Raw genomic sequence first — 12,042 nt, forward strand, 5'->3', positions numbered from 1 at the left:
TAAAAATCCAGGGGCAATAATCATAACGGAAGGTCAAAACTCCGGCAATTGGGGTGACCGCGGTGCAATCAAATAAAGTAGAGATTTGCGGTGTTAACACATCAAAACTACCTGTACTTACCAACCAGGAAATGAAAAAGCTCTTTCTTAAAATTAAGGAAGGGGATCAGGAGGCTAGACAAAAACTAATTTCAGGAAATTTAAGACTGGTATTAAGTGTCATTCAAAAATTTACCAATCGGGGAGAATATGTAGATGACCTTTTTCAGGTGGGATGTATCGGATTAATAAAAGCTATTGACAACTTTGATTTAGCGCAAAACGTTAAATTTTCGACGTATGCTGTTCCCATGATTATTGGAGAAATTAGACGCTACTTACGGGATAATAATCCCATTAGAGTTAGCCGTTCTTTAAGGGACGTAGCCTATAAGGCACTGCAGGTGCGGGATAACCTAGTTGGTCGTTTCTCCAGGGAGCCTACGGTAAATGAAATTGCCGAAGAATTAAAAATTCCCCGGGAAGAAGTAGTGTTTGCTTTAGATGCTATTCAAGACCCGGTATCGCTTTTTGATCCAATTTACCAGGATGGTGGCGATCCAATTTTTGTCATGGATCAAATTAAGGACGAAAAAAACAACGATAACAACTGGCTTGAAGAAATTGCCTTAAAGGATGCTTTAGAGCGTTTAAATGCGAGGGAAAAGCTCATTTTAAAGCTCAGGTTTTTTGAAGGTAAAACCCAGATGGAGGTGGCCGAAGAAATCGGTATTTCCCAGGCCCAGGTTTCAAGGCTGGAAAAAGCAGCTTTAAATCATTTAAGGAAGTATGTCTGAGGGAGGAGTAGTTCTGAAAAAGGTTTTGTCATTAGCCGTATTGCTTTTAGGAGCCTATGTTGTTTTTGGCTCCTTTTTTCATAAGGTCCAGGGGCAGTTTGTACCGAAAGTTCTGGATACTGACATTGTGCGATTCCATGTTATTGCCGCAAGCGACAGCCCTTCGGATCAGGAGTTAAAGTTAAAGTTAAGAGATGAAATTTTGACCTATCTTTATCCTAAACTTAAAATGGCAAAAAGCCGGGAAGAAACGCTAAAAATCCTTAAAAAAGAATCTTTAGCACTTAAAGTTATCGCCCGGAACTATTTAAAAAGCCAGCATAAAGAAATTCCAATAACGGTTAAAATTGGAAAGTTTTATTTTCCTGACCGTTCCTATGGGGAGTATCTTGTACCCGCAGGCTATTACGATGCGTTAAGGATAGAGATTGGAAAGGCCCGGGGACATAACTGGTGGTGTATCCTTTATCCCAGACTTTGTTTCGCCGATTGGGGCCGAATGGAGCCTTCCCATGTTAAAACTTATTATTTAAAATCCTTGCTTTGGAAAAAATTCAAAAAAACCGTAAAAAAAGGTTAAGTTAAGAACACCCCTGGCATATAATTTACCAAGCCGGAGGTGTTCTTATGTTAAAGCTTTCAGAGTTAAAATACCGGGAAGTGGTAAATATTGTCGATGGCCGACGGCTAGGATTTATAAAAGATGTTGACCTTGATTTAGAAATGGGAAGAATTAACGGCTTAGTGTTGCCTGTTGTTACGAAAAGTTGGAATTTTTGGTCGCGAAACGATGATGTGTTTATTCCCTGGTCAGCTATAAAAAAAATTGGAATAGATGTGATATTAGTTGATCTTCCAAATTTTGTTGAAATACCACCTCGATAAAAACTCAGCCCGTAGTTGGGCTGAGTTTTTTTATTCAATTTAGCTCTCTAAGCCTTGACTACACAATATATAGTAGCATATAATTAATTTGCACACAAAATATAGGGTGGTGAAGGAAGTTGCGATGCCCTTTTTGCGGTAGTGAAAATACCCGGGTAGTTGATACCCGGGCGGCGGAGGACGGCTTTGCTATTAAAAGGCGCCGGGAGTGTGAAAACTGCAGTAAAAGATTTACCACCTATGAACGGCTGGATGACCGGCCGTTAATTGTGGTAAAAAAAGATGGGACCAAACAGCTTTTTGATAAGCACAAAATTTATACCGGAATGTTAAAAGCCTGTGAAAAAAGACCTATTGCCGAGGACAGGCTTCTGGAAATTGCAGAAGAGATTGAAAGGGAATTAAAAAACCGGATGGAACAAGAAGTCACAAGCCTGGAAATTGGCGAGATGGTCATGAATCGTTTAAAGAAACTTGATGAGGTAGCTTATGTTCGCTTTGCTTCGGTCTACCGGCAGTTTAAAGATGTAAATTCTTTTTTAGAAGAGCTGAAAAAATTATTAAACGGGGGAGAGGATAAATGATGTTTACTGAAATTGTCAAACGAGATGGTCGAATAGTACCTTTTGATAGTAATAAAATCACCGAGGCGATCTTTAAAGCTGCCCAAGCGGTGGGCGGAGAGGACCGGGAGACGGCGTTAAAACTGACTTTGCAGGTACTAGGTTATTTAAAAGGTAAATTTAACGGCAATCTTTTTAACGTGGAAGATGTCCAGGATGCGGTAGAAAAAATTTTAATTGAAAACGGTCATGCGAAAACCGCCAAAGCTTATATTTTATACCGGGCGAAAAGAACGGCCATTCGGGAAGGAAAGTCGGAGCTAATGGATACGGTAGCAGATATTTTGGTCGAAACCAGCCGGGAAAACGCCAATATTGGCCATTCTCCTGCGGCTAAAATGTACCAAATTGCCAGCGCAGCTTCCAAACAGTATTACCTCTCCCGTTTAATTCCCGAAGAACTGGCAGTTTTACATAAGCGGGGGGATTACCATATCCATGACTTAGATTACTATGCTAAAACTATTAACTGCCTGCAGCACCCGTTAAAAGAAATTTTAGAAAAAGGCTTTAACAACGGGCATGGTTATATCCGCCCCCCCAAGCGCCCCGGAAGTGCGGCGGCTTTAGCGGCTATTGTGTTGCAAAGTGCCCAAAATGATATGTATGGAGGGCAAAGCTTTCCTTTTTTTGATAGGGATATGGCGGCTTTTATGGGCGATGCTCCAGAAGATGAAATTTATCAAGCAATGGAGGCATTTATATATAACTTAAACAGTATGCACAGCCGCGCTGGCAATCAGGTGGTGTTTAGCAGTATAAACCTTGGGACTGATACCAGTGAGGCCGGAAGAAAAGTAACCAGGAACTTTTTACTGGCCTTTGAGAGAGGCCTTGGCCGGGGGGAAAACCCGATTTTTCCCAACATAATTTTTCGCTTAAAGAAAGGCATAAACTTTGAGCCAGGGGATCCAAATTACGACCTTTTCCAGCTGGCCTTACGGGTGGCGGCCAAAAGGCTTAATCCTACATTTAGTTTTATGGATAGTAGTTTTAATCAGCAGTATGGAGATCAGGTAAGCTACATGGGCTGTCGTACCAGAGTAATGGCTAACCGGCGTGGCCCCGAGGTCACCGAACGGCGCGGAAATATTGCAGCGGTAACTTTAAACCTTCCGCGGCTTGCTTTTAAAGCTAAAGGCAACCTAGAAGCTTTTTGGCAGGAACTTTTCTGGTTAATGGAGATGGGGAAACGGCAGCTTCTCCACCGACTTGAAGTCCTTAAAGGTTTAAAAGTAAAAGACTTACCGTTTATAATGGGACAAAAAATTTATTTAGGCTCGGAAAATTTAGGTCCTGAAGATTCAATTTTGCCGGCTTTAGTGCAGGGGACGTTTTCCATTGGCTTTATTGGCCTTGCCGAAACTTTGATTTTACTTACAGGAAAACACCACGGGGAAAGTCCCCAAGCCCAGGAACTTGGTCTTAAAATAGTAAAAACCATGCGCGAAAAAGTTGATGAGTTTTCCGAGGAAACAGACCTTAATTTTGCTTTATTGGCTACCCCGGCGGAAGGATTAGCAGGACGATTTACTGCTTTGGACCGAAAAGAATTTGGGAATATTCCTGGGGTTACCGATAAAGTTTACTATACCAACTCTTTTCACGTACCCGTATCTTATCCCATAGAAAGCTTTCGGAAAATTGAAATTGAAGGGCCCTACCATAAATATTGTAACGGCGGCCATATAAGTTATGTGGAATTTTCGGCTCCTCCACTTAATAACCTGGAAGCCTTGGAAGCTGTAATAAAACATATGGCGAAGAACGATATGGGTTATGCCGGTATTAATTATCCTCTTGATTTTTGCGAAAGCTGTGGATTCCTTGGGGTAATTGCTGAAACTTGTCCAGCTTGCGGTGGGGAACAAATTCGGCGGGTGAGGAGAATTACCGGTTATTTAAGCACCGTTGATCGCTTTAACGACGCCAAACTTGCCGAGCTTTATGACCGCAGACCTCACGGGGTGGGCTAATGGCTAAACTAAGGATAGCTGGTATTACCCGGGAAAGTGTAACCGATGGTCCGGGGATACGCTTGGTTGTTTATACTCAGGGATGTCCCCACCGGTGTGAAGGGTGTCATAATCCGGAAACCTGGGATGTTTCAGGCGGTTATGAAATCGATAGTGAGAAGATTTTAGAACTTATTGCCAATAACCCTCTGCTTGCCGGCTTAACCGTTTCCGGAGGAGAGCCATTTTTACAGGAAAAGAATTTACTGGAACTTGTACTTAAAGTGGCTGATCTTGGGAGAAATACGGTAATTTATACTGGTTATACCTTTGAAGAGTTAATGAAAATTAGCGAAAAAAAGCCGGAGGTTTTAGAAATTTTGCAAACAGCTGATTATTTAGTTGATGGAAGGTTTCTTCAAGACTTAAAAAACCTTAAACTTCCTTTCAGGGGTTCTTCTAACCAGCGGTTTATTGATTTAAAGAAAACCTTTAGCCAAAAACAAATAGTTGAGTGCCAGTGGGAGTAAATTCTTTGCGATTTACTCCTTTTTTTCTTTACACACCCAAAATTAGGGAGTAAGATAGAAAAAAAAGAAGGTTGGGGGATATAATTATGGAGATTACCTTTTATGGTGCTGCTGATACCGTTACCGGTTCTTGTTATCTTCTTTCCTTTGAAGGGCGAAAGTTTTTGGTGGATTGTGGACTTTTTCAGGGTTCTAAAGCGATAAAAGAAAGAAATTATGGCGACTTTCCTTTTAACCCGTCGGAAATAGAATTTCTTTTGCTTACCCATGCTCATATTGACCATGCAGGGCTAATTCCAAAACTTGTAAAACAAGGCTTTAAGGGGTCTATTTACGCTACTGAACCAACTGTAGAGCTGGCAGCAGTAATGCTACCCGATAGTGGCCACGTTCAGGAAATTGAAGTGGAAAGAAAAAATAGAAAGCTAAGACGGGCAGGAAAGCCGGAGATTGAGCCAATATATACCGCCCAGGACGCGTTTTTGGCATTACCTTACTTTAAAAAGGTTGAAATTGAAAAACCCTTTTCACCCCTTCCAGGTTTAGAAGTGACTTTTTTTGATGCAGGCCATATCCTGGGTTCGGCAATGATTAAACTAACTTTTAACGATGCGGGAATTACGCGGGAAGTAGTTTTTTCAGGGGATTTAGGCCGCAATGGTAGACCTTTTATGAAGGAACCGGAAACTATTTCCCACGCGGATCTTCTTTTGCTGGAAAGTACTTATGGAAACCGGGTGCGCCCAGAGGAAGGGGATTTAAGGGGTCTTTTAAAAGTCATAATTGAGAAAGTTTACAGGAGAAATGGTAATTTGGTTATCCCGGCCTTTGCTATGGAACGCACTCAGGATATTATTTATATTTTAAACGACCTGGTGGAAAATAAAGAAATACCGCCAGTAGACGTTTATATTGATAGCCCCTTAGCGGTGGAAATAACTAAACTTTTTAAAAAATATCCAATGCTTTTTAATGGAGAATATCAGGAAAAACTTCGCCATGGAGATGACCCCCTAACTTTTCCCCGGCTGTATTTTTCTATAACTCAGGAAGATTCGGTAAAACTAAATAATATAAATCGGGCGGTGATTATTTCGGCTTCGGGTATGGCGGATGCTGGAAGAGTTCGCCACCATTTAAAACATAATTTATGGCGGAAAGAATCGGCAGTTTTACTGGTAGGATATCAGGCGCAAGATACTTTGGGCCGGAAGTTGTTAGATGGGGTAAAACAGGTTAAAATTATGGGTGAAGAGATAGCGGTAAAAGCGGAAATATACCATTATGATGGTTTATCAGCCCACGCTGATCAAGAAGAACTTTTAGAGTTTGTTGGAAAGTTTAGACAAAAACCCTCATTAATTTATCTAGTGCATGGTGAAGAAGAGTCAAGGCTGGTTTTAAAAAAGTTAATTGAAGAAAAATATCAAGTACCATGCTATCTTCCCCACTACCAGGAAACAATTCCTTTGTTTAGAGATTTAACTGGAGATCCGGAGAAAATGTTAATAGATAAAGGAATTAATTTATTAAAAACCAAAAAACTAAGTGCAAATGCTAAAGCTTTACTGGAAAAATTAATTGGGGAGTTAGAAAATTAATGGAGTATATTCTAGAGGAAAAAAAGAGAATACAGCTTTTTTTCTTTAAGAAGTTTCGGGATTTTGGTGTAGATGCCTTTTTTACTACTAGAATAGGTGGCTTTAGTACCGGCCCTTATACCAGCTTAAACTTGGCTCTGCATGTAGGAGATAGCCGTGATCTTGTAATTAAAAACCGGGAACTTTTAACAAGTATTTGGGATTTAGAAATTAATAGTTTTATAGTGGCCGAACAAGTGCATGGGAACAATATTGCCTTGGTGGATTATTCCGATGGAGGCCGGGGCATGAAAGATTTGTCTTCTGCTCTTAAAAAGACCGATGGTTTAATTACCCGGGAGAAAAACCTTGGCCTGTTGACTTTTTATGCTGACTGTGTGCCATTATATTTTTTGTCACCAACCCCCTTTATTATTGGGGTAGCCCATGCCGGCTGGCGGGGTACTCTTCAGGAAATTGGGGGTAAGATGGTTACAAATTTTGTTGCATTGGGGGCAAAGCTAGAAAATATTCTTTGCGGTATTGGTCCGGCTATTGGCCCTTGCTGTTACGAAGTTGGCGATGATGTAGCCCAAAGCTTTTCTAACCGGGGATTTAAAAACGGGGTGATCAGGAAGGATGGAAAAAACTTTTTAAATCTTTGGGAGATAAATTCCGAAATATTAATTAAAACTGGAATTCGGCCGCAAAACATTGAGCTTATTAACCTTTGTACTTCCTGCAATAAAGACCTCTTTTTTTCTTATCGCCGGGATTTTGGGGTAACTGGCCGGATGGCTGCTGGGATCATAAAAAAGGAGGTATTAGATGAAAATTTTAGTAGTGGATGATGAAACACCTATTGTGGAATTAATAAAATTTAATTTGGAGCGGGAAGGTTATAAAGTTTTAGAAGCCTACGATGGTATACGGGCCCTAGAAATTATCAAAAAGGAGTTACCGGATTTAATTATTCTCGATATTATGCTTCCGGGAATGAGTGGGCTTGAAGTGTGTAAAAATATCCGGAATAACGAAAAAACTGCTGAGATACCTATAATTATGCTAAGTGCTCGGGGGGAGGAAGTAGATAAAATTTTAGGCCTAGAACTTGGTGCCGACGATTATATGGTTAAACCCTTTTCCCCCCGGGAGCTGGTGGCCAGGGTAAAAGCAAGACTTCGAAGATTGGAAGGACGGGAAGGCAAAAAAGAAGGTGTTATTAAAATAAAGGATATTGTCATTGATCAGGAAAAATTTGCTGTCTATGTTAAAGGACAAAAAATGGATTTTACTCCCAAAGAATTTGAACTTTTAAAGCTCTTAGCCAGTAACCCTGGCAAAGTATTTACCCGGGAGTATCTTCTAGAAAAAATCTGGGGATACGAGTTTTTAGGGGATACCCGTACAGTAGATGTCCATATCCGGCATATCCGGCAGAAGATCGAAGACAACCCCGCAGAACCGGTATATATTGAAACGGTCCGGGGAGTTGGCTATCGCTTTGGTGAGGAAAAGAAATGAGGATGAAGCTAGGGCTATTATTACTTTTTTTCTTTAATTGGGTGGTATTTTTCCTTACAAAAGAAGGAGTAATAACTTTACTGGATGGGCTACTGGTCTTAGCTATTGGTTATGCTATCTTTAGTGCTTTTATTAATAAGATTAACAAAAAACTTGAGCTATTAAATAAATTTACAGCCTCTTGGCGGGAAGGAAAGTATTCGAAAATCAGCTATTACAATGACCATGAAATTGGCAAAATCGTCGACAATTTAAATTATTTATTAGAACAACTGGAGAACTGTAAAAAAACAGTAAAAGAAGAGGAAAATAGGCTTCGGGCTATTTTAGCGGGGATAAATGCTGGAGTAATGGTTTTAGATCGGGAAGGCAGGGTAATTCTCGTTAATAAAGGTTTAGAGAAACTCTTTGGCAAGTTAAACTTTACCGGTGAACCTAAACCATTATTAGAAGTAATCCGCAATTATGAACTAGAAAAATTTTTAGCCGAATCCCTTGCTAATTTAAAAGAGATGTCCCGGGAGATTGAATTTCTATTGCCCAACTCCAAAACCATTTTAATCCATGCAACTCCTTTAAAAGATGAGCAAGACCAAAAGGTTGGTCTGGTAGTGGTCTTTGATGACATAACAGAAGAGCGGAAACTGGAGAAGATGCGCAGTGAGTTTATCGCTAATGTTTCTCATGAACTTAGAACCCCTTTAACTTCTATAAAAGGTTTTTTGGAGACTCTTTTAGATGGAGCTTTAGAAGATAAAACTATTGCCAAGCATTTTTTACAAATAATGAACAGTGAAACCGAAAGACTGACCCGCTTAATTGATGATTTATTAAGCTTATCCAAAATAGAAGCCAAAAAAGTTGATTTTGCTCCAAAACCATTAAATATTAATGATTTGGTGCAGAAAATGAAACTTTTATTTAAAAGTCGCTTAGAAGAAAAGGGACTTAGTTTTGTTTCCACTGTTCCCGATGATTTACCTCCGGTTTTAGCCGATGGAGATATGATAAGTCAGGTTTTAATTAATCTTTTAGATAATGCCATAAAGTATACTCCTACCGGGGGGAAAATTGAGCTTTTGGCTAAAGTAAAGGAACCCTTTGTAGAAATTGCGGTTAAGGATACAGGAATTGGGATTCCTGAAGAGAGCCAAAAGCGCATCTTTGAACGATTTTATCGGGTTGATAAAGCCCGTTCCCGGGAACTGGGGGGCACGGGATTGGGCCTGGCCATTGTCAAGCATATCATTGACCTTCATAACGGAAAGGTTTGGGTGGAGAGCAAAGTGGGAGAGGGGAGCACCTTTGGTTTTAGTTTACCGATAACCCAGCAAAAGGAGGATTAGCGATGACAGTTCGTCAAAATTTTGATAAAGCGCTAAACGAGTTAGAACAAGAAATTTTACGGATGGGAAGTATGGTAGAGCGAGCGATTTATGATGCGGTGGATTCTTTAGCTAAACAGGATGTTAATTTAGCCCAAAAGATTATTATCGGAGATCAAGAAATTAATCAGTTAGAAACAGAAATTGAAGACCGCCTGGTTACACTAATTGCCACCCAGCAGCCAATTGCCCGGGATTTACGGCGAATTATTACCGGGATTAAAATTATAACCAATCTAGAACGGATGGGAGACCATGCGGTGGATATTGCCCGGGTTACTAAAAGGTTAGCTGGGCAACCATTAATAAAGCCTTTGGTTGATATTCCGCGAATGGCGAAAATATCCCAACAAATGGTTAAAGACGGTTTAGATGCCTATGTCCGTTCTGATGTGGAGAAAGCCAAATATATGTGTTCTTTAGATGATGAGGTAGATCACCTTTACTCGCAGGTGTTTAGGGAGTTATTAACCTACATGATGGAGGACCCAAAAACTATCGCTCAGGCTACATCGCTTTTATTTGTAGCTCGTTTTTTGGAAAGGATTGCGGATTATGCCACCAATATTGGCGAAGCGGTAATTTACTTAGTTACCGGTGAACGCTATGATTTAAACCTGTAAACGGGGGAAAAAATGCCAACGAGAAAAGTGGTAGCATTTAAGAGGAAAAAGAAATCCTATAAAGCTGTCTTTTTTTACAGCTTGCTTGGGGTTCTTATCTTTTTTATTTTTTTAAACTTTGGGAAAAACCTTTTGGTACAGTACTTAAACCCAGTTGGTTATCTTGAATGGCAGGTAATAGAAGAAGGGATAAAGGGAGAAGGCTATCTTTTTAAAAAAGAAGTGCTGGTTTATGCCCAGGCTTCGGGGATAATTAAGACTAAAAAAACCTGGAGTAAAGTTCGAAAAGGGGATATTGTACTGGAGATAGAGGATACTTCCAATCACGCTTTAACTAAAATGAAAGCCCCAATGAATGGTATATTTGTACCCGTAACTGATGGGTTGGAATTTATAGGTCCTGATAATCTGGAAAATATTAACCCAGAAAAAATTTTCCAGCTTTATAAACCTACGGTTCTGGGAAATGAGGTGGTAGAAGGGCAACCGGTGGGGAAGATTATTGATAACTTAGATACTGTGATTTTAGCTCTACCGGGGGTAGAAAAAAAAGGGTTATTTAGGGAAGGCCAGGATTATCAAATTAAAATTAATGATGATCTTGAGGTAAAAGCGGAGTTTTTAAGGTTTTCTTCGGGGAATGCTTTGTTTTCCCTTCCCTTTTATCCCGATGAACTGTTGAAATTAAGAAAAGTAAAGGTATTTGTGAATACCTCTGAAAAGGGTGGTTTTTTGGTTCCCAAATCGGCTTTAAGGTCGATTGCCAATAAAACTTATCTTTATACCTTAAAAAATGAAGAAGTAGTGCTTACTCCGGTAAAAATTATCAAGAACTTTGAAAATAATGTTTTGGTAGAAGGAGAAAAGGAAAGTAAGGACGAATTATTAGGAAAGAAATATCTTATCCGTCCTTTTCTTGTCCGACCGGGGGACAAGATTTATATTAACACATAAAAAGGGTGGAGGAAAAGCCATGGATATTTCCCAAAAGCTTCAGGAAATAAAACAGGAAATTGCCAGGATTACCGCAATGAAACCTGGTAACAGAGTAAAAATTCTAGGGGTTACAAAAACTGTCGATGTAGAAAGGATTAAGGAAGCAAGTCAAGCGGGAGTGGAGGCTTTTGGTGAGAACAAGGTTCAAGAGTTTTTAGAAAAATATGAAAAGCTTCCTAATTTAGAGTGGCATTTTATTGGTCACTTACAGACCAATAAAATTAATAAGATTCTGGGGAAGGTTTCCCTAATTCATTCGTTAGACCGATATAACTTGGCGGAGGAAATAAATAAACGGGCTTATCGTTTGGGGATTGTCGTTCCGGTTCTTTTAGAAGTTAATATGGCAAAAGAAGAGTCTAAATTTGGTTTAATGCCCGAAGAAGTAGTGGATTTTTATTTGGAAGCTCGGGAAAACTTTAAAAACCTTGAGGTATCTGGTCTAATGACGGTAGCGCCTTACGTGGACAATCCCGAAGAAGTTCGTCCTGTTTTTCGAGGGATGCGAGAGCTTTTTTTAAAACTAAAGGCTTTAGACCCAGCTAACGAGAAACTACAGTACCTGTCTATGGGTATGTCTAATGATTATAAAGTAGCAGTAGAGGAAGGGGCAAATATTATTCGTTTGGGAACTTTACTTTTCGGGGAGCGAAATTATTAAAGGGGAGGGTTAACTGATGTCTGGTGGGCTTTTGGATAAAGTGTTAAATTTTATTGGTTTAAATGAAGAAGAAGGGGAAGAGTTTTACGAGGAAGAACCGGCAAAAAAAGTAAAAAATCGGCCCAATTTAGTTCCCCTACCGGGTAAAAGCACGTTAAAGATGATGGTTTTTGAACCGAGGACTTTTGATGAGGTACAGGCTATAGCAGACAGTTTAAAGTCAGGAAATCCGGTGGTGGTGAATTTAGAGCGAATTGATGGGGAGTTAGGCCGCAGGGTTATTGATTTTTTAATGGGAACAACTTATGCTTTGGGTGGACATTTACACAAAATAAATCCCCAAATTTATTTGTTTGCCCCACAAAACGTTTTAATAGAAGGGGAACTAAAAGAATTTCGGGACAAAAACTTTATGGGTCTATTTAAATAAATGGGGGAGAAGCA

14 protein-coding genes are annotated in these 12,042 nt (G+C 39.8%); all 14 read left to right on the forward strand.

Annotated elements, in window-relative coordinates:
* Window positions 1–62: 62 nt before the first annotated feature.
* The 14 genes from sigG to cpu_RS01625 all read left to right on the forward strand — a co-directional run bounded on the left by sigG (window position 63) and on the right by cpu_RS01625 (window position 12,028).
* Entirely contained in the window at window positions 63–836 is a 774-nt protein-coding gene (gene sigG, locus cpu_RS01560; RefSeq protein WP_075858241.1) for an RNA polymerase sporulation sigma factor SigG, read from the forward strand.
* Window positions 829–1,416 carry a stage II sporulation protein R gene (gene spoIIR / locus cpu_RS01565; protein ID WP_075858242.1) on the forward strand — a complete coding sequence of 196 codons (588 nt, stop codon included), beginning with the start codon at window positions 829–831 and terminating at the stop codon, window positions 1,414–1,416. The genes sigG and spoIIR overlap by 8 nt, the downstream gene beginning before the upstream one ends.
* 47 nt (window positions 1,417–1,463) lie before the next feature.
* Entirely contained in the window at window positions 1,464–1,721 is a 258-nt protein-coding gene (locus cpu_RS01570; protein ID WP_075858243.1) for a YlmC/YmxH family sporulation protein, read from the forward strand.
* A gap of 119 nt (window positions 1,722–1,840) precedes the next feature.
* The gene (gene nrdR, locus cpu_RS01575) at window positions 1,841–2,305 is read left to right on the forward strand and encodes a transcriptional regulator NrdR (protein WP_075858244.1); all 465 of its coding nucleotides are present in this window, start codon (window positions 1,841–1,843) and stop codon (window positions 2,303–2,305) included.
* Window positions 2,302–4,320, forward strand: coding sequence for an anaerobic ribonucleoside-triphosphate reductase (nrdD, locus tag cpu_RS01580; RefSeq protein WP_234970165.1), 2,019 nt, complete (start codon window positions 2,302–2,304; stop codon window positions 4,318–4,320). Before nrdR ends, nrdD begins: the two co-directional genes overlap by 4 nt.
* A complete protein-coding gene (gene nrdG / locus cpu_RS01585; protein WP_075858245.1) occupies window positions 4,320–4,829 on the forward strand; it encodes an anaerobic ribonucleoside-triphosphate reductase activating protein in 510 nt (169 codons plus the stop codon). Before nrdD ends, nrdG begins: the two co-directional genes overlap by 1 nt.
* An 86-nt stretch (window positions 4,830–4,915) precedes the next feature.
* Complete coding sequence (locus cpu_RS01590) at window positions 4,916–6,430, forward strand: MBL fold metallo-hydrolase RNA specificity domain-containing protein (RefSeq protein WP_075858246.1); 1,515 nt, start codon at window positions 4,916–4,918, stop codon at window positions 6,428–6,430.
* Window positions 6,430–7,260, forward strand: coding sequence for a peptidoglycan editing factor PgeF (gene pgeF, locus cpu_RS01595; RefSeq protein ID WP_075858247.1), 831 nt, complete (start codon window positions 6,430–6,432; stop codon window positions 7,258–7,260). The genes cpu_RS01590 and pgeF overlap by 1 nt, the downstream gene beginning before the upstream one ends.
* Complete coding sequence (locus tag cpu_RS01600; protein WP_075858248.1) at window positions 7,238–7,933, forward strand: response regulator transcription factor; 696 nt, start codon at window positions 7,238–7,240, stop codon at window positions 7,931–7,933. Before pgeF ends, cpu_RS01600 begins: the two co-directional genes overlap by 23 nt.
* Window positions 7,930–9,279 carry a two-component system histidine kinase PnpS gene (gene pnpS / locus cpu_RS01605; protein ID WP_075858249.1) on the forward strand — a complete coding sequence of 450 codons (1,350 nt, stop codon included), beginning with the start codon at window positions 7,930–7,932 and terminating at the stop codon, window positions 9,277–9,279. The genes cpu_RS01600 and pnpS overlap by 4 nt, the downstream gene beginning before the upstream one ends.
* Before the next feature lie 2 nt (window positions 9,280–9,281).
* On the forward strand, window positions 9,282–9,941 hold the full coding sequence (gene phoU / locus cpu_RS01610) for a phosphate signaling complex protein PhoU (RefSeq protein ID WP_075858250.1): 660 nt from the start codon (window positions 9,282–9,284) through the stop codon (window positions 9,939–9,941).
* 12 nt (window positions 9,942–9,953) lie between these two features.
* Window positions 9,954–10,895: a biotin/lipoyl attachment domain-containing protein gene (locus cpu_RS01615; protein ID WP_075858251.1), complete on the forward strand. Its 942-nt coding sequence runs from the start codon at window positions 9,954–9,956 to the stop codon at window positions 10,893–10,895.
* Window positions 10,896–10,914: 19 nt separating this feature from the next.
* On the forward strand, window positions 10,915–11,598 hold the full coding sequence (locus cpu_RS01620) for a YggS family pyridoxal phosphate-dependent enzyme (protein WP_075858252.1): 684 nt from the start codon (window positions 10,915–10,917) through the stop codon (window positions 11,596–11,598).
* A 16-nt stretch (window positions 11,599–11,614) separates the two neighbouring features.
* Complete coding sequence (locus cpu_RS01625) at window positions 11,615–12,028, forward strand: cell division protein SepF (protein WP_075858253.1); 414 nt, start codon at window positions 11,615–11,617, stop codon at window positions 12,026–12,028.
* The last annotated feature ends 14 nt before the right edge of the window (window positions 12,029–12,042 follow it).

Source organism: Carboxydothermus pertinax (assembly GCF_001950255.1).
Taxonomy (GTDB): domain Bacteria; phylum Bacillota; class Z-2901; order Carboxydothermales; family Carboxydothermaceae; genus Carboxydothermus; species Carboxydothermus pertinax.